Genomic DNA, 18519 nt, shown 5'->3' with positions numbered 1-18519 from the left:
CGACGACTTTCCATCCGAAAATAGTTCGGATAGCGTGCTTGTTTCTTTTGGGTTAAGAAGCTGTGGATGCCGGCACATCCGCATCATCAGCGGGATGGACGGGTTCCAGTGGCGCAGGCAAGACTGGAGGGAGCGCTGGCGGCGAGGTGGCCGGCACATTGGCGGGAGCCGGAATCGGCAGTGGCACAAGAGCCTGGACGGTGCCTGGCGGCGCCAGCAATTCATCGCTCACCATGAACTGCCACTCAGACAAATGCGACTTGCCTTCGAAGCCCGCGAAACGGGTCTCAAAGTGACCAACTTTTAACGGCGCCGCCCGCGACAGGCTATACACACCGATGATGCCATTGCCGCCGGGCTGGTACAGCAAACCCCATTCGGCGCGGCCCGTGATCGGGTCGACAAACAGCTTGCGCAAATGGCGGCGCACTTGCGGATAACGGGGATCGCGCAGCAGCGCAGCCAGGCTGGCCGGCTGGCGCAACTGGCCCGCCGGCGTGGCCTTGGCATAACTGCTGAGCGCATCGGAAAACTGCGCGCCGATATCGAGCAGCTCCTGCTCGGCCGCCTGGCGCTGCAACAGCGAGCCCATCTTCAGGCCAGCCGCGCCCACCATGCCCAGGATCGCCACCACGATGATCAAGCCCAGATAAGTGAAGCCGCGCTGGCGGCGGCGAACGGGGCGCATGGCTACTACCAGTCGGCGAACGGCGTGCCGCTGCGGTCCTTGCCCGGCGCGCCGCTCTTCACGTCATACACCTGGCCTGGCGTATCGTCGGGTGGCGCCACGATGGTCCAGCTGGCGTCGCTTTCCGTGATCGGATCGATGGGCAAGGCACGCAGGTATTTCTTGGCGACCAATTGCTCCAGCGAATCGGGATAACGCCCCGTGTCGCCATGATACTGGTCGATGGTGGCGCGCAGATTGCGCAAGTTCTCCTGCAACACGGTTTCCTTCGCCTTGTCGAAGCTGGGAAAATATCGGGGCACGGCCAGGGTCAGCAGCAAGGCGATAATGCCCAGCACCACCAGCAGTTCGATCAGCGTAAAACCGCCACGGCGGTTGCTCAAAGTCGGTTTCATGTTCACCATTTGCGATAAGGCACGTCATTCAAGCCGATTTTGGCGGAGGTCGAATAAACGTCGTAGACATCGTCGCCTTCACGCGGCTCATCGGCTTCGCTGGCATAGCTGCGCTTGCCCCAGCTTTGCGCATCGCTCAGGCTCGCATCGGGATTGAATGGATCGCGCGGCAGGCGGCGCAGGAAAAAAATCTTGCTGTGTTTCGGGCTGCGCAAGTCCGGCACGCCTTCGACCAGCACTTCCAGCTTTTTCGGATAACCGTTACCGTCGACCACCTTGACCATGCGGCCATCGTCGTAGGCCTTTTTATAAGCGTCGATGGCCTGCCTGATCTCGCGCAAGGAACGGCGCAGCTCTTGCTCGTCGCGCCGCTGCACCGTCACCTGCGTGACGGGCAATACCAGCGTGCCCAGCACGCCCAGTATGGCCAGGGTCACCAGCAATTCGATCAGGGTGAAGCCGGCGCGCGGCTTCATTTTGACGGCGGCTGCAGCGATTGCACCGGTACCGGCTGGCCGGACGACAAGGGCACGCCCAGCGGCACTGGCTGGTTCGGCTGGCTAGCCGGCAAGGCTGCCGGCGCCTGTGCTTGCTCGACCGGCGTGCCGGCCTGTGGCGCCTGCACCGGCGATGCTGCAGGGCTCGGCGTGATTTCCGGTGCGGCTATGCTTTGCGGAAAAGCTGCCGGCGGCGCCATCGGCGATTGCGGCGGCGCCGGCGGCAAGCTGCCGCCACTGCCGCCACGCCCGCTGACGATCACATTGCCGCCGCCGGCGGCCGCGCTCGGCATCGCCACATTGCCCTTGATACTGAGGTCGGGACGGCGCCGGAAACTGCCCTCGGTGCCGGCTGAAAATTCCGAATCCTGCGCTTCGGGCCGCTGTACCTTGCGGATCAGGTGCGGCGTGATCGACAGTACGATCTCGGTTTTATTGTCATCGCTCTTGTCGGTGCCAAACAGGCGGTCGAGCACCGGGAATTCGCCGATGCCGGGCACCTTGTTGCTGCCGCTACGCTCTTCGCTGCTCAGCAAGCCGGCCAGCACCTGGTTTTCGCCATCCTTCAATTGCAGCAGGGTCGAGGCCTGGCGCGTGCCGATCTGGTACACCTTGGAGCCCGAATTGGTCACGGTCTGCGGCCCCAGATTACTCACTTCCAGCGACACGCGGATCGCCACGTCGCCGTTCAGATAAATCGTCGGCTCCACGTTCAGGGTCAGGCCGACGTCGATATAACTGACCGATTCCGACGTCAGGCTGCTGAAACCGGGCGAAATGGTCGAGGTAATCACCGGCACCTTGTCGCCGATCACGACCTTGGCTTTTTCCTTGTTGCGCACGCGGATGCGCGGATTGGCCAGCAAATTGACGTCGGCGTCGACCTTGCCTGCATTGATGGTGGTCGCCGCCAGGCCTGTCACGCCGATGGTGCTCTTGTTGATATGGTTCAGGTCATCCAGGGTCAGGCTGCTGCCGTTGAAGGTGCTCAGCGGCGTCAGGCCCACCGACTGCGGCCAGTTGATGCCCAGGTTGAGCGTGCGGTTGCGCTGCACTTCCAGCACTTCCACTTCCAGCATCACTTCGGCTTCCGGCACATCTTGCAGGTTGACGATGCGCTCGGCCAGCCGGATCGCTTCCGGCGTATCGCGCATGATCACCAGGTTGAGCTTTTCATCGACCACGATATCGCGCGTCTTCAGGATGGTGCGCAAGGTATTGGCCACCGTCTTGGCGTCGGCGTTGGACAGGAAGAAGGTCTTCACCATCACTTCCTGGTATTCCTTCAGCTTGGCCGCCACGTTCGGATAAATCAGCACCGTGTTGGCGTCCATCACCTGCTGTTCCAGCTGGTTGGTCATCAAGAGATAATAAATCGCCGACTCGACCGTGCTGTTCTTCAGGAAGATCGAGGTCCGGTTATCAGCCTTGACGTCCTTGTCGAACACAAAATTGAGGCCGGAGCGGCGCGCGATCACTTCAAACACCTGCTTCAAGGGCGCATCGCGAAACTCGATCGAGATCGGCTGCTTGTACGAGCGCGCCAGGCCCGATTCGATCAGCGGCGGCGCGGTCTTGTCATTCAACTCGTGCAGCATCGCACGGGCCTTGTCGTTATTCGGGTTTTCGGTCAGGATCGCGTTCAGGCGCTGGCGCGCCGGTTCGTATTGCCTGGCCGCGATGGCGGTGCTGGCTTCGGCCAGCATCTTGGCTTGCCGCAGCCCGATGTCGATAGCACGCAAACCGCCCAGGGCGCGTTCGTTTTGCGGGTCCAGGACCAGCACCTGGCGGTAGGTTACGCGCGCCTGCTCGGTCTTGCCGGCCGCCGCTTCGTCATCGGCCTGCTGCACATAACGCCGGCTGTTGCTATCGCGCACATTCAGGTAGGTGCTGCGGTATTTGGCATTCCTGGGGTCTGCCGCGATTGCATCCTGGAACTTTTTCAGCCCCGCCTCGATCTGGTTTTTTTCGATCAGATCGTTGCCGTCGCGGTAAGCGATCGGACCTGCGCAGCCGGACAAAAACATGGCGGCGGCCGCGGCCAGCGCCAGCTTCCTGTACGGCAGGCTGTCGCCGGCGGTCTGTAATGGACTAAGCATCAGTCGAGTGCTCCAATGTTGATCTGTTGAACCTGGTTCAAAGGTAAATATGTCATCGTCATCGATGGCGGGGCGATTTTTTCCACCCGGTAGCTGCCATCGATAATCGTGTGCTCGCGCACCACATAGGTCTTGTCCGCGCCGCGCGACAGGAAGACTTCCCACACGCCGCCGCCGACCGCCTTGCCGATATAGGTGAAGGGCATCGCTGGCGCCATCGGCGCCGGTGGCGGAGGCGGCGGCCCCGACGGCTGCAGGCTGGCCTTCGGTGGCGGCGGATTCCAGTTCTGGCTCAGGAACACCGCATCGCCGCCGTCAAACACTGCCTCGCCGGCTTCACCGACCAGTTCGGCGCGCGGACGCAGCGCCAGGATGGCCACTTCCTTGTCGCCCGGCTTGCCTGGCTTATCCGCCCTGGCCGCGGCATCGTCACGCGGCGCGGCCGGCTTGCGCTCGACCGCCTCGGATACGTCGGATGCGGCCTGGCGGTCGCCGAACACAAACAGCGCGGCGGCGCCTGCCAGGGCCAGGCCCATGATCACATGCTGGCGCTTCATGGCTGCTCCCCGGCCGCCTGCGGCAGAACGTCCTTAAAATAAAACGTCAGCCGCAAACGCGCTTCCAGGCTGGTGTCGGCAATCTGCTCACGCCGGAAAGCCAGTTCATCGAGCGAGGCGAACGGCACCGCGCGCAGCGCCTGCAAACCAAATGACCACAGCGCCTGGTAGGAACCCTTGACCGGCAACACCACCTGGTAAGTGCTGACCCGGCTGGCCTTGTCGTAGGCCGACTTGTATTCGCCCTGCGACAGGCTCAGGCCACTCTTGGCGGCCAGGTCGAACAAGGTCTTGACCTGCTGTTCGACGTAGCGTTTTTCACCCAGCGTATCGTAGAACAGGGCCAGGTTCTGCCCGGCGCTGGCCGGCGGCGCCGCAACAGCCAGTACCGGCGGCGCGCTGAGCGGCTTGACCACCATCTGGTGCAATGCAGTGCGCTGCTGGAATACCCAGCTCCAGCCAGACGCGCCCAGCAAGCACAACAGCAAAGCACCCGCGATCAGCGGTGCTTGCCCGCCGCGCAGCAGCGCCAGGCGCAGCGGCAGCAGCCATTGCTGGACATCCCATTGCTGCAAGGGCTTCATGGCGCACTCCAGCCGGCTTCAAGCTGGAAACGGATCGGCCGGTTCGGATCGAGCTGGCTGATTTCATGGCGCAGCAGCTGCACCCCGCTGAATAATTCCTGTTCTTTCAATTGCTCGATATAGGCAATCATGTCATCGCTGTTTTTGGCTTCCGCAGTAATCTTCAACACCCGCTTGCGCGCATCGGGCTCCAGCGCCAGCAAGGCCACCGTAGGCGGCGTGGCGGCGGCAACCGCCTCCTGCAAATCGCGCCAGGGTAAATTCAATTGCAGTACGGCCGCATTGACGAAGGCCGCCTGCGCCTCGGGGATCTGCACGGCGCTTTTCGCCGGCAGCTTCGCTTGCGAGGCGATCGCCTGGCGCTGCGCGGCGCGCTCGATGGCGGCAAGGCGCTGCTGGCGCTGTTCAAACACCTGGTAGCCGGCCAGCGCGGCGCCGCCGCACAGCAGCAAGCCCAGCGCAGCGCCAGCCCACACCGCAGGATGGGTATGAAATACCGTGCGGCGCCAGCCGCGTGGAGCGAAATCGATATGCAAACGCGTCATGCGGCGCTCCCGGCACGCGCCAGCCTGGCGCTGGCCGGCCAGTCGACACCGGCCATGGCCGGCTCCAGCAATACCAGCGGCAAGTCGCCGCTGGTGGCTGAAGGCTTGCTCCACGACAGCGGCGCCTGGCCGGACAACATCAGTTTGGACGGCGCCGCCAGGTCCAGCAGCAGCGCTTCGCGGCGCAGGGTCTGGTTCAGCCAGTCATGCCCGGCGCCCGCCGGCACCGGCAAGGGCCGCAGCGCGCGCAGCACGCCTGCCTCGACAGCGGCGACGGTCAGCACGCCGTCATGCAGCAAGCCATACCAGGCGCCTTTGGCCAGCGCAGCCTGCCAGCGGTTCCAGGCGGCGGCGAAATGCGGCACGATGGCGACGATATGCAATTTGTGGGCGGCAGCGGCCCGCTCGAGCTGGAATAGCAAGGCGCGCGGCATGGCGCCGAAAAACGGCGCGCCGGCCGCCCAGCCCGTATTGATGCTCCAGGCCGCCGTACTTTCGCCGTACAGCACCTGGAAGCGCATCGCGGCAGCGGCGGCCAGGTCTTGCGGCCGGGTCGCGCCCGTAGGCAGCGCCACTTGCCACAAGCGCAGCAAGTCGTCGTCCAGCACAAAGCTGACCGGCCAGCCGGCATGGCCGGCGCAAGCAGCGCTGCGCAGCAGCGTATCGATCGCCTGGCCGATGGCCGTATACACGTCCCCGGTCGCCAATACCTCCTGTTCGGCCAGGCGGCTCAGCTTGTCGCCCGACCAGCGGCTGCTGCGCAGCACGGCGACAGCCGATCGCGACACGCCGATCCGCAATGCCTGTCCCCACTTTCTACGCATGCAAAGTCACCCGTTTGATTTCAGTAATGGTCGTGGCGCCGCGCTTGACCAGCGCCAAAGCGGCCAGGCGCAGGCTGCGCGTGCCGTTTTCGTAGGCGGCCGCCTTGATCTGGCGGATCGGCCGTTTATCGACGATCAATTCGCGGATTTCATCGTTCAGCGTCAATATCTCGGCAATCGAGCGGCGCCCCTTGTAGCCGGTGCCACGGCAGTCGCCGCAGCCCTTGCCCTGCATGAATTTGTAGTCCAGCACGTCGGCCCGCGAGAGGCCCACGCTGGCCAGTTCCTGGTCGTCGGGCCGGTATTCGGCGGCGCAATGGGGGCAATTGGTGCGGATCAGACGCTGCGCCCAGATGCCGTTCAGGGCCGACACAAAGGCATACGGATCGATGCCCATGTGGGTAAAACGGCCGAACACGTCGAACACGTTATTGGCGTGCACGGTGGTCAATACCAAGTGGCCGGTCAGCGCCGACTGCACGGCGATTTCGGCCGTTTCGCGGTCGCGGATTTCGCCCACCATGATTTTATCGGGGTCGTGCCGCAAGATGGAGCGCAAGCCCTTGGCGAAAGTCAGGCCCTTTTTTTCATTGACCGGGATTTGCAAAATGCCGGGCAGCTGGTATTCGACCGGATCTTCGATGGTGATGATTTTTTCGCGCCCGTTGTGAATTTCCGTCAGCGCCGCGTACAAGGTGGTGGTCTTGCCCGAACCGGTAGGCCCGGTCACCAGCAGCATGCCGTACGCTTCCTGCGCCAAGTTGCGCAAGGTCGCCAGCGACGGCGCGTCGAAGCCCAGCGCTTCGAGCGTCAGCGAACCGTAGGCTTCGATCATGGCGCGCTTGTCGAGGATACGGATCACCGCGTCTTCGCCGTGAATGCTGGGCATGATCGAGACCCGCAAGTCGATTTCGCGGCCGCCCGCTTCGACCCGGAAGCTGCCGTCCTGCGGCACGCGCCGTTCGGCGATATCGAGTTCGGCCAATACCTTGATGCGCGAAATGATGTGTTCAGCCACTTCGATGCCATTGACGGAAGTGGCGTGATCGAGCACGCCGTCGACGCGGTATTTGACGGCCAGGCCGCCGGCCGTGCTTTCCAGGTGAATGTCCGAGGCGCCCGCTTTCAAGGCATCGTACAAGGTCGAGTTGACCAGCTTGACGGCCGGACTGCCCGCTTCCGAGACCGAGGCGAACGACAGCACGGCGGCGGTCTTGCCGTCGCGCCGGGCGTCTCCTGCGGCGCCAGGCAGCAGGTTGTCGACGGCGCGCGCCGATTCTTCCTGCTTCGACAGATAGGCGCCGATGTCGGCTTGCAGCGCCAGCCGCAATTGCAGCGGCGCCTGTGGCGAAGTGCGCGCACGCGCGCCCAGCCAGGTTTGCAGGTCCAGGTCGAACGGGTCGGCGATCACGCCGATCACCTGCCCGTCGGCTCCGCGCAACAGCACTGCGTGACGTGGCAAAGCCTGGGAAAGTGGCAGCAAATCGAAGGCCGGCGTCAAGCGCAGCATGTCGGCCGTTTCCAGCACGGCCAGGCCGAACGGCAGCGCCAGCGCCTGCACTACCAGGCGCGGCTCGATACCGGTCAGCCCTTCGAGTTCTTCCACCAGCGAGCGTTTCGAGATGGCGCGCAAGGCCCGCGCGCGGCCCAGCAGCGCAGCGTCGATGGCTGCGATGGCTGGCGCCGCGCTGGCCAGGGGAACAGCATTCATGAAATATCTCCGGCCAGATCGAAAATCGGCATGTACAACAACACCACGATGGCGCCGACCACCAGGCCGATGGCGGCCATCAGCAGCGGCTCGAAGGTACGCGTGAAGCGCTCGATCCAGCGGCTGATCTCGCCATCGTAAAAGGCTGCCGACTGGCTCAGCATCGGTCCCATGTCGCCGGTGCGTTCGCCGACGCGCAGCATGCGCAGCGAAATCGGCGTGGTCAGGTCATTGACTTCAAACGAGGTCGACAGCGGCAAGCCCGCTTCGATGCTCAGGCGCGCCGCCTGCAGCGAGCTGCGCATGCCGGGCGAAACCATGTCTTGCACCGTGGTAATCGCCTGCACGATAGTGATGCCGCCTTCCGACAGCATGCCCAGGGTCAGGTACAAGCGCGACAATTCATAGATGCGCACCCGTTCGCCGATGCCCGGCACCTTGGCCACCAGGCGGATCGCGCCGCCGTTGGCCGTGATGCGCCGCACCAGCAGCGTGCCCAGCGCGATCACGGTAGCGATACCGCCCAGCAGCATGGCCGTGTGGTTGCTGGCGAACTGGCCCCAGCTCAGCAGCAATTGCGACATCCATGGCAGGCTGCGGCCGGCGCCCTGGTACACCTCGGCGAAACGCGGCACCACATAGGTAATCAGGAAAGTGCTGACGCCGCCGCCGACCAGCAGCAGGATCACCGGATAAATCGCGGCGCTGACGATCTTGGCGCGCACCAGGTCGATGCGCTGCTGGTAATCGATGTAGCGCGACAAGGCGCGCGGCAAGTCGCTGGTGCCTTCGGCCGCGCGCACGATGCCGATATACAGCGGCGGAAACAGATCGGCCTGGTCGGCCAGCACCGCCGAAAAGCGCTTGCCCTCGCGCAAGCCTTCGAGCAGGCGGCCGAGGGCGCCACGGGTGCCCGGATTGGCTTCTTTTTCCAGCAGCGCTTCCAGGCCCTCGACGATGCCGAGACCGGCCGTCAGCAAGGCCAGCAATTCCTGGCTGAACAAGACCAGCGACAGGCTCTTGCCTTGGCGCCGCTTGACGGAATTGAAGGGCGTGCCCCGCAAGGGCGCGATGGCGCTGACGAACAGGCCGCGCGCCTCCGCCTGCTGGCGGGCGTCGGCTTCATCGCGGCCATCGATGATCAGACTGGAGACGGCCATGTCGGCAGACAAGACCCGAACATCGAACTGCATGGCGATAGATTCTTATTGTGAAGTGATGTCGGCGTCTTCACCGCTGCCGCCGGGCTGGCCATCCTTGCCCAGGGAAATGATCTCGTACTCGCCCTTGGTGCCTGGCGCACGGTACTGGTATGGGTGGCCCCATGGATCGAGCGGCACGGCTTTCTTCAGGTACGGGCCATTCCACTTGGTGCCGGCGGCCGGCGGCGCGGTCAGCAAGGCGGCCAGTCCTTCTTCTGTGTTGGGATAGCGGCCCACGTCCAGACGATAGGTATCGAGCGATTTTTCAAACGCCTCGATCTGCGCCTTGGCCACGGTCACTTCGGACTTGCCCAGTTGCGCAAAATACTTGGGACCGACATACGCAGCCAGCAAACCAATAATCACGATAACGACCAGCAATTCCAGCAAGGTAAAGCCTGCTTGAAGCGCATTTTTATTGACTTTATTGCATGATGAAGGAAGGTTTGCCCGCCCCACTGGCTGGCTGTCTGTTGCGTGACTGTCTACTGCGTGCATCCGCGGTGCTCCTCAATTGATCGCTGCCACCCTGCGCCATGATGACGCGGAAAGTGGTCCCATTCATCAGCCTACCATGCGCGAATGCTTGAGACAATGTTTTATTTTTTCCTCAGTGCAACTTATTTCCATGGAAACTAATTTGAAATAGCTCAGGAATACGCAAGTATGCATACAAAAATACCATTTCATTAAAGGCATGACTTATTTTCAATTCAAAACTGAGTAACTATTGGTCAACACCCAATAGTAAAAAGAAAATTTAATTCTGTTGTTTTTTGTAACTTGCGAATAAAAAATACAACAATATTTATAAATTTAATTTCTTCTTTTGCTATATTAAAAGCCAACCTTATGTATGCCGGCTTCAACGGCGACTTAGGGCGATATTTACATAAGCATATTAAAAAAATTTCATCAAAAATACACAAGGGAAGAGCTCATGATTCAATTTATGTACGGTAATGCACAGCAGCAAGCCACCCCATCTGGTTTTCCGCTCAAGAAACTGCTGGGTGGCGCCCTGCTCGGTGCTGCGCTGGCCACCTCGCCGGTCGCCATGGCCGACGTGCTCACGTTCAACAATCTGGACAATCAATTCGTCGGCCACGGCGACTCCTTTGACTTCGCCAACTTCTCGCTGACAGGTATTTCCAATGTTCCTGGCGCCAGCCCGGGCGACCTGGTCGGCGCGATCTTCAATGGCGGCGACCCTGCCTCTTGCGGCCAAGCCTGCCCGACCGGCACGACGAATAATTACTATGCCGCGCTCAACGATGGCATCGTCTATCTCGATCCCCTGAAAGCGGGCGGCACGGTCAGCCTGCAAGGCTTCGACGCCAGCTTCATCGGTTATGCCCAGGGCGCCAGCTATCCTGCCGTCGCCGGCCTGCTGCGCGTGCAAGGCTTTTATGCCGATGGCACTTCCCTGTATGAAACCTACCAACTGGGCGGCCCCGTGGGCGGCAGCTTCCAGTTCCAGCATTTCGACACCAGCGCCGGCTTTTCCAGCCAACGCTTCGATTCGCTGGCCTTCTTCGGCTTCACTTGCAACACCAGCGGCAGTTGCAACGCGTTCAATAGCAACAAGGGCCAGTTTGCACTCGACAATATCATCGCCTCGGTACCGGAACCATCGACCTACGCCATGATGCTGCTGGGCCTGGCAGGCATCGGCTTCGTGGCACGCCGCCGCAAACAAGCCTGAGCCCCTTCCCTGTTGATCCCGATACTGCTACCAGGAAACCCCTACATGACATTCCGTCCCGTTTTGCGTCCCATTTCGCTTGCCGTCCTGAGCCTGCTTGCCAGCCTGAGCATCCAGGCCCACGCCGACGATCTGCGCCGTCCCTACATCGTGCAACTGACCGATAAACCGGTCGCTTCCTATGCCGGCGCGGTGCCAGGCCTGAGCGCCACCCAGCCCGCAGCGGGCAGCCGCCTCGACCTGGCCAGCACCGAAGTGCAGCTGTACACCGACTACCTCGAGCAGAAACAGGCGCGCGTGCAAGCCATCGTGGCCGCCGCGCCCGTGCAATACCAGTACAAAATCGTGCTCAACGGTTTTTCCGCCCTGCTGACCGACGCCGAAGTGCGCCAGTTGCAAGCGAGCGGCGATGTCGCCAGCATCGAACCTGATGAGCCACGCCAGTTGCAAACCAACTACACGCCCATCTTCCTGGGCCTGGACCAGCCGGGCGGCCTGTGGAACCAGCTGGGCGGCAAACAGCATGCGGGCGAAGACGTCATCATCGGCATCGTCGATGGCGGCGTCTGGCCTGAAAATCTGTCGTATGCGGACCGCGCCGACGCCAATGGCAAGCCGACTTTCGACCAGTCCGCCAGCCTGGCCTATGGCCCGGCGCCTGCCAACTGGAGCGGCATCTGCCAGACTGGCGAAGGCTTCACCGAAGCCCATTGCAACAATAAACTGATCGGTGCGCAGTACTTCAACGCCGTGCGCCTGACCGAGCGCGACAAGATCCAGCATTGGAGCGAATTCACCTCGCCGCGCGACTCGATCGGCAGTCCGAATGGCGAAGGCGGCCACGGCACGCATACCTCGTCCACTGCCGGCGGCAATAGCGGCGTGGCTGTCACGGTCGCCGGTTCGCCACTGGGCGAAATTTCCGGCATCGCGCCACGCGCCCGTTTGTCTGTTTACAAAGTGTGCTGGTCCTACAATCTGGCCACCGAGGCCAGCGGCGCCAAGAACAGCTGCTACGGCGGCGACAGCGTGGCCGCCATCGAGAAAGCCGTCAAGGATGGCGTACACGTGATCAATTATTCGATCAGTGGCGGCGCCGTCATCAACGACCCGGTCGAACAAGCCTTTTTGCACGCCTCGAACGCCGGCGTGTTCGTGGCCGCATCGGCTGGCAACTCGGGCCCCGCCAATACCGTGGCCCATATCAGCCCATGGCTGGCCACCGTGGCTGCCTCGACCCACAACCGCGCCAATCAGGCCACCGTGACCCTGGCCAATGGCGGCAAGTACACGGGCGCGTCGCTGAACTGGAATCCTTTGCCAGCCACCGCCCTGATCCGCGCGCAAGATGCGGGCCTGCCGGGCGCCGATCCGCAAAAAGTCGCCCTGTGCTACCGCGCTGGCGACAATGGCGGCATTGCCCTGCTGGACCCGGCCAAGGTCGCTGGCAAGGTCGTCACTTGCCTGCGCGGCACCACGGCGCGTACCGACAAGGGCGTGGCCGTGCTGGAAGCGGGCGGCGCCGGCATGGTGCTGGTCGATACGGGCGTAGGCCTGGTCTCCGATCCGCATGTCTTGCCAGCCATCCATGTGAGCGCTGCCGATGGCGCCCTGATCAATGCACAGGCACAAACCGGCGCCTCGACGGCGGCCATCTCGCGTTTTGTGACCAATGGCAATGGCCCGGCAGCACCGGTAGTAGCCGATTTCTCGTCACGCGGCCCGAACTTGTTCGACGTCAACGTGTTGAAACCTGACGTCACCGCGCCTGGCGTCGATATCCTCGCCGGCGGCACGCCAGCGTTGAGCCGCGTCCAGCGCGATGCCGTGCAAGATGGCAGCCTGGTACCGGGACAAGCGTATATCTTCCTGCAGGGCACCTCGATGGCCAGCCCGCACGTGGCCGGCCTGGCAGCGCTGCTGCGCCAGCAGCATCCGAACTGGACCCCTGCCGCCATCAAGTCGGCCCTGATGACCACCGGCAGCACCACCTTGCCAGACGCTCAGGCTGGTGACGCGCGCGGCATCTTGCCGTGGGCGCAAGGCGCCGGCCATGTGACGCCGAACAAGGCGGCCGATCCTGGCCTGGTGTATGACGCCGATCTGTCCGACTACAAGAAATACATGTGCGGCGCCGGCATGGCGGCGGAATGCGCCACCGGCAGCATCGCTGGCTACAACCTGAACTTGCCATCGATCACCATCGGTAATGTTTTGGGTACGCAAACCGTCACCCGCCGTGTGACCAACGTGGGCAGCAGCAACGCCACCTACAACGCCAGCGCCTCGATCTCGGGCTATAGCGTCGCGGTTGCGCCTAACAGCCTGAGCCTGGCGCCTGGCGAAACCAAATCGTTCACCGTGACCCTGACGCGCACTACGGCGCCAGACAATGTGTGGCAATACGGCGCACTGGTGTGGAGCGATGGCGTGCACTCGGTGCGCAGCCCTGTCACGGCACGCTCGGGACGCTCGGTACAAGCGCCAGCGCTGGTGCAAGCGAGCACCGTCAGCGGCTTGCGTTCGCTCACCCTGTCCACCGGCTTTGCCGGCAAGGTTGGCGCGACGACGGGCGGCTTGAAAGAAGTCATCCGCAGCGCACAAACCATAGGCCAATCGGTGCCGGGCAGCGTGGAAACGCTGGCGCAGATGAACACGGCATGCCGTACCGGCGCCGCTGGCACCCGCTTGATCAGCGTGCCGATTCCAGCCAATAGCGTGGTGGCCCGTTTTGAAACGTTTGACCGCGATACGACGGAAGGCGCAGGCAACGATCTGGACTTGCTGCTGTTGAACAGCGCTGGCACCACGGTCGCCGCGTCGACCAACGCCGGCACTAACGAGTCCATCACCGTGACCACGCCTGCGGCTGGCAACTACCGTCTGTGCGTGATCGGCTACTCGGTGGCCAATGGTGTCTCGACCGGTTTCGGCCTGTCGTCGGCTATCGTCACCACGGCGGACAAGGGCGGCAACCTGAAAGCCACCTTGCCGAGCAAAGTGTATGTGGGCGGCAGCGCCACGGCCGGCGTCAGCTGGTCTGCGCTGGACAGCGGCAAACGCTATCTGGGCGGCGTAGTCTTCCTCGATGGCAGCAACGCAGCAGCAGCGACCACCGTGCTGTCGGTAGAAACCAACAGCCCGCTGCCACTGGCGGCACCTACCCTGCGCGAAGCGAAAGCCGATAGCGCGCTGTAATCGCTGTAATACTACCAGGCAACTGGTACTTGAACGCGCCCTGCGGGGCGCGTTTTTTTATGGGTGCGGCAGGCGTAAAGGTCTATTATTAATGACCAGCCATCGACATCAGGGAGGATAGCCTTGCACACAGCATCCAAAGAAAGGCATGCCTATATCGTGCAACTGGCCGATCCGCCGCTGGCGTCCTATACCGTGCAAGAGCAGCATCTGGAGAGGGATAGCGAGGCGGCGCGCCTGTATGTACTTGCGCTTGAAGAAAAGCAGAACGCCGTGCTGGCATTGGTTGAACATGCGCCGGTGCAATACCACTACACGGTCACATTGAATGGTTTTGCGGCCTTGCTGACAGAAAACGAGGTGTCGCGCCTGAAGGCCGTCCCAGGCGTGACACAGGTGTCGCCCGCCACCGTTGAACAGCTCAACGGGGCGGCATTAAAGAACAATCAACAATAATCAGGCATTCAGAGCAGCTACGCTACGGCGGCGGCGCAGGGCAAAGCCGATCAGCGCCAGGCCACCGGTCAGCATCATCCATTCCGACGCTTCCGGCACCGCCGAGATGGACGCAATGCTGGCGTAGGTGCTGGCGGCAATCGATGCCGGCAAGGCGCCATTGCGTGGCAGCAAGTCGAACTGCAGCAAGTTGCCGTTCGGATTGCCCAGATAGGTCGATGCCGACTGGTCCAGCAAGCCCAGGCCAAAGGTGGTGCCGGCATTGCCAGCCGTATTCAGGAAGTCGCCGCCAAATACGATGTCAAAGGCAAACTTGCCGCCCAGGGTGACGTTCTGGAACCAGTCGTTATAGCCGCCGCCATTGCCAAACACCAGGGTGCCTGGCGCGCTGCCACTGACATTGCCTTCTTTGCTGTCAAGCGCGCCAAAAGCGCCCGAGAACTGGCTCAGGGTGGCGGTGGCGCCAGGCGCCGGGCTGTTACCGGCGAGAAAAGCGAAGTCCAGGAAGCCCGCACCAGAGAACTGGCTGGTGTCGATTTCCACGTGGTATTGCAGTGGATCGGCCAACGCCGCGCTGCTGCTGGCGGCCAGCAAGGCAGCCAGTACGGCGCGGCGCAGGGTCAGGTTGAATTTACTTGCAAACATGAGAGTCTCCTTAGAATTTGCCGGCGAAAATGCCGGCGTTATAGCTGATCGTCACTTTTGACGGATTGCTGAAGCTGACGGCGAAAGACGCTGTCGTGCCTGGCGCCAGGCTGGCCGTATTGACGCTGACATACGATGCGCCTGCGCGGCTGCCGCTGGCGTTATCGAGGCTGACGCCGGCAGGCAAGCCGCCGAAGACCACCTGGAAGGGGCCGTTGATGGCGTTTGATCCCGTATTGGTGAAACTGAAGCTGCCCGTGTACTTTTGCGTGATGCGGTTGTACGCGAGGCCCGAGCTGGACACCGCAACGGCGCCGCTGATGTCGCGGTAGGACGGTTGCAAGTCCAGGCTGATGACGACCGGGTCATGGTCCGAAGCGCGGTAGGGCAAGGCGTCGTACAAGTCTTGCGGCTTGGCTGCGTCGATGTTGTAGTCGATCACTTCTGGCTCGTCGGCATTCAAATGCCATTCCGCCACGCCAGCCACTTGCGCGCTCAGGCTGGTGCTGGCCAGGGCGTGGTCCAGATAACCGCTCAGGCCACCGAACACAAACGAATACGGCATGCCGGCAGGCCGCACGAAACGCTCCAGTTCATTGACGAAGCCGGCGCCCGTGATGACCTGGATCGGATCTTCCGCGCCATAGGAATTCAAGTCGCCAATGATCAGCACATCGCTGTCGCCTGCGGCGGCGACCACTTGCGGCACGAAGCTGCCCACCAGGCGCTGCGCCTGCTGCACGCGGCTGGCGTTCCAGCAACTCTGGCTATCGTTGTTGTCCGCATCCGGGCCGCTACCGGATGGGCAGCTGCCTTTCGATTTCAGGTGATTGACGATCAGCGAGAATTTCTCGCCATTGGCCGCGCGGAAGGTTTGCGCCATCGGCGGGCGGTTGTTGATGGCTGCCGCATCGGACAGCGCGCCGCCCACCAGGCCGACCTTGGCGGGCTTGTAGATCATGGCCACGCGGATCGCGTCGGTGCCGGTCGCGGCCGGCCTGGGCACCACGGCGTAGCTGACGCCGCCGATGGCAGCGTTGAGCTGGTCGACCAGATACGTCACGGCCGTTTCGCCATTGTTCTGGATTTCCATCAAGCCCACCACGTCGGCGTCGATGGCTTTCAGTTCGGCCACGATCTTGTCGCGCTGGCGGATGAATTCAGCCAGATTGTCGGCGCCACGGCAATTCGACTTGGTGGTGGACGAACCTAGCGTGCAGCCCTGCCCCGTTTGTCCAAACACCGTATTGCCATTGGTAAAGGTCGTGAAGAAATTGAGCACATTGGCGCTGGCCACTTTGACGTTGCCCGCTGGCAGGTCGGGGGCGCCGGTACGTGGGTTGTCGCGCGAGAATTGCGGCGTCACGGTCGGTTGCAGTTTATAGGCGGCGCCACCGCCGCCGATGGCGCCGAAGTCAACCACGCCCGTCAGGTCAGCCACCGTGTCGCCGCTGCGCACGGTATTGCCTTCGCCGATGTAAGGGATGGTGGTGGGCGCCACGAAGATGCCGTCGTCGAGCACGATGATATTGCTGGCATTGGCGGCCGCCAGCGCCAGCGCTTCAGGCGAAGCAGCCGGATAGCGGTTAGTCGGTATTTCGCGCCGGCCGGCCGACAAGGTCAGCTCGCCACGGGTGCCCAGGAAAGCGTTTTGCGACACCGTCAATGGCTGCGTAAAACGCACCAGCATGCCTTCCACCTGGCCCAGATTATCGTTGGGCAAGCTCACATTGACCGGCACGATGCTGTGGCCGCTGCTTTGCGTGATGATGGACGTCACGTCCTTCAATTCCGTGTACGAATTCTTCGCGCCGGTCGGCGTATATTCAAAGACCGTAGCCGTCACGCGCACCAGGTCGCCTGGCTGCACTGGCGCGACCGTGTTACCCGTGTACACGAAGATACCGTCCGAGGTGGTGGGATCGCCATCGCCGGCCGCATCCTGGATAAAGAAGCCGGTGCCCACTTTCAGGGTCACCACGCCTTCCGTGGTCTGCACGGAATTGGCATACGGACTGCTCGCGCCCGGACCCTGGATCTGCGGAATCGTGTGCGTAACAGCAGCCAGGCCCTGCACGGCGACATTGACCTGGCAGGTCGCCGTTTGCTGCTGCTCATTGCTGAATTTGACGACGACCGGGTAATTGCCCACCGGCACGCCAGCGGCTACCAGCAGGTTCACGCTGGCGCTCTCGCCGGCCACGCCGGCGGCGCTGAACTGGCCCAGGCTGATACCTGCCACGGCCGGCGAGGTCAGCACGGCAGCGTTGACGAGACCATCGACGTCGGAAGCGCGCAGCACGGCGTTGCCGCCGCTGCCCAGCGCCAGCGCCAGGCTGGCCGGGCAACTGGTGACGATCGGATGCACCACGGCGCCGCCGCACACATGGCGTGCGGAAGCCGTATTGCGCGGCGTGACGCTGCCGGTGGCAAAGTCCAGGCCATTGTCATCCGTATCGACACAACCGCCATTCGCCCGCAGGATCGCCAGGGTGTTCGACGGGGCCGGCGCGACGGCGCCCTCATAGCCATTGGCCGTGCCGAAACCGACCAGGTCCACCACTTGCGCACCGCCGGGATTGGCGCTGGTCTGCGCCGTCTTGCTATTGCTCAATAAGACCTTGCCTGCCGTGCCGGACATGGCGATGTTGCCCGTTGCGTCGGGCGTCGGCAAATCCTGCGTACCGCCCGCCCCCTGGGCTTGCTGCACCAGCAAATATTGGCCGGGCTGCAACTCAATCGCGGGCAAGGCTGTCACGGCCCAGTTCGAGCCCGCCGCCGAGGCGTATTGCACGCTCCAGTTCGTCAAGTTGACGGGGCTGGCGCTGCGGTTGAAGATTTCAATGAAGTCATTGCGGTACAAGGCGCCAGAATTGCCGCCACCGCCATACACCTGGCTGATGACGATATCGGAAGCAGCCAGCGCGGGCAGGCTCAGCGAGGCAAGCAAACCCGCCATGACGGTCAGGCGCCATGGCGCAACAGCGCCAGGCCGGCCGGGTAGTGCGGACTTACACAGATAAAAACAATTCTTCATGAAAATTCCTGATGGCAATTAAAATTTCCAGCATGCCATGACTGACAAGCTGGCGCTAAAATTTCAACAACAAAATTAGGTAATTAAATAGGCTTTTTACTATTAACTCAATCATAATATTCAAGCGTGACAACTTGATGACAAAAGTTAACTGGTATGCACGCCCTCTGTAGATGCAGGAATGGCAAGTTGAACGTAGATACATTATTTTGTTGTATAAAAGTATGCTTTCAGTTTCAAACCGACAATGAAAATAAGTTATTGGATGTTACTTCCAGTGCAAGCATGCTAGTATGAGTCTCGGTAGCAATAAAACATCTGCCATCAAGAAGCAGGGATACGCCGTCAAGGCAATAACAACCGGTGGACAGTAGAG

Annotated in this window: 16 protein-coding genes; 3 read left to right on the top strand and 13 right to left on the bottom strand. The window is 62.2% G+C overall.

Annotation, left to right across the window (positions count from 1 at the left end; translation table 11 throughout):
* Positions 1 to 52: 52 nt before the first annotated feature.
* Genes HDE72_RS21305 through gspG form a run of 11 tightly spaced genes read right to left on the bottom strand, consistent with a single transcriptional unit; the run spans position 53 to position 9600 of the window.
* The gene (locus HDE72_RS21305; protein WP_183745244.1) at positions 53 to 688 is read right to left on the bottom strand and encodes a type II secretion system protein; all 636 of its coding nucleotides are present in this window, start codon (positions 686 to 688) and stop codon (positions 53 to 55) included.
* A 5-nt stretch (positions 689 to 693) separates the two neighbouring features.
* On the bottom strand, positions 694 to 1092 hold the full coding sequence (locus HDE72_RS21300; protein ID WP_183745241.1) for a type II secretion system protein: 399 nt from the start codon (positions 1090 to 1092) through the stop codon (positions 694 to 696).
* Entirely contained in the window at positions 1086 to 1559 is a 474-nt protein-coding gene (locus tag HDE72_RS21295) for a type II secretion system protein (RefSeq protein ID WP_183745238.1), read from the bottom strand. The genes HDE72_RS21300 and HDE72_RS21295 overlap by 7 nt, the downstream gene beginning before the upstream one ends.
* Positions 1556 to 3679, bottom strand: a complete 2124-nt coding sequence (locus HDE72_RS21290) for a secretin N-terminal domain-containing protein (RefSeq protein ID WP_183745235.1) — start codon at positions 3677 to 3679, stop codon at positions 1556 to 1558. The genes HDE72_RS21295 and HDE72_RS21290 overlap by 4 nt, the downstream gene beginning before the upstream one ends.
* Positions 3679 to 4236 (bottom strand): hypothetical protein, encoded by a 558-nt coding sequence (locus HDE72_RS21285; protein ID WP_183745232.1) that lies wholly within the window; start codon positions 4234 to 4236, stop codon positions 3679 to 3681. Before HDE72_RS21285 ends, HDE72_RS21290 begins: the two co-directional genes overlap by 1 nt.
* On the bottom strand, positions 4233 to 4820 hold the full coding sequence (locus HDE72_RS21280) for a hypothetical protein (RefSeq protein ID WP_183745229.1): 588 nt from the start codon (positions 4818 to 4820) through the stop codon (positions 4233 to 4235). Before HDE72_RS21280 ends, HDE72_RS21285 begins: the two co-directional genes overlap by 4 nt.
* Positions 4817 to 5365 carry a PilN domain-containing protein gene (locus HDE72_RS21275; protein ID WP_183745226.1) on the bottom strand — a complete coding sequence of 183 codons (549 nt, stop codon included), beginning with the start codon at positions 5363 to 5365 and terminating at the stop codon, positions 4817 to 4819. Before HDE72_RS21275 ends, HDE72_RS21280 begins: the two co-directional genes overlap by 4 nt.
* Positions 5362 to 6153, bottom strand: coding sequence for a hypothetical protein (locus tag HDE72_RS21270; RefSeq protein WP_311735266.1), 792 nt, complete (start codon positions 6151 to 6153; stop codon positions 5362 to 5364). The genes HDE72_RS21275 and HDE72_RS21270 overlap by 4 nt, the downstream gene beginning before the upstream one ends.
* A gap of 28 nt (positions 6154 to 6181) precedes the next feature.
* On the bottom strand, positions 6182 to 7900 hold the full coding sequence (locus HDE72_RS21265) for a GspE/PulE family protein (protein WP_183745220.1): 1719 nt from the start codon (positions 7898 to 7900) through the stop codon (positions 6182 to 6184).
* Complete coding sequence (locus HDE72_RS21260) at positions 7897 to 9093, bottom strand: type II secretion system F family protein (RefSeq protein WP_183745217.1); 1197 nt, start codon at positions 9091 to 9093, stop codon at positions 7897 to 7899. The genes HDE72_RS21265 and HDE72_RS21260 overlap by 4 nt, the downstream gene beginning before the upstream one ends.
* A gap of 12 nt (positions 9094 to 9105) precedes the next feature.
* Complete coding sequence (gene gspG / locus HDE72_RS21255) at positions 9106 to 9600, bottom strand: type II secretion system major pseudopilin GspG (RefSeq protein WP_409254979.1); 495 nt, start codon at positions 9598 to 9600, stop codon at positions 9106 to 9108.
* Between the two features lie 442 nt (positions 9601 to 10042).
* On the opposite strand from gspG, the gene HDE72_RS21250 reads away from it, so the two are divergent.
* From HDE72_RS21250 to HDE72_RS21240, 3 genes are all read left to right on the top strand, one after another.
* The gene (locus HDE72_RS21250) at positions 10043 to 10807 is read left to right on the top strand and encodes an NF038120 family PEP-CTERM protein (protein WP_260176846.1); all 765 of its coding nucleotides are present in this window, start codon (positions 10043 to 10045) and stop codon (positions 10805 to 10807) included.
* 45 nt (positions 10808 to 10852) lie between these two features.
* Entirely contained in the window at positions 10853 to 14005 is a 3153-nt protein-coding gene (locus HDE72_RS21245; RefSeq protein WP_183745214.1) for a S8 family peptidase, read from the top strand.
* Positions 14006 to 14128: 123 nt separating this feature from the next.
* On the top strand, positions 14129 to 14461 hold the full coding sequence (locus HDE72_RS21240; protein ID WP_183745211.1) for a protease inhibitor I9 family protein: 333 nt from the start codon (positions 14129 to 14131) through the stop codon (positions 14459 to 14461).
* Here the strand turns inward: HDE72_RS21240 and HDE72_RS21235 are convergent, their stop codons facing one another.
* Positions 14462 to 15106 carry an NF038129 family PEP-CTERM protein gene (locus HDE72_RS21235; RefSeq protein WP_183745209.1) on the bottom strand — a complete coding sequence of 215 codons (645 nt, stop codon included), beginning with the start codon at positions 15104 to 15106 and terminating at the stop codon, positions 14462 to 14464.
* A 10-nt stretch (positions 15107 to 15116) separates the two neighbouring features.
* Positions 15117 to 18143 (bottom strand): ExeM/NucH family extracellular endonuclease, encoded by a 3027-nt coding sequence (locus HDE72_RS21230; protein WP_183745206.1) that lies wholly within the window; start codon positions 18141 to 18143, stop codon positions 15117 to 15119.
* Positions 18144 to 18519: the final 376 nt, after the last annotated feature.

The organism is Janthinobacterium saanense (genome assembly GCF_014200675.1).
In the GTDB taxonomy this organism is placed as follows: Bacteria; Pseudomonadota; Gammaproteobacteria; order Burkholderiales; family Burkholderiaceae_D; genus Janthinobacterium.
This window is presented reverse-complemented; position numbering and strand designations above follow the sequence as displayed.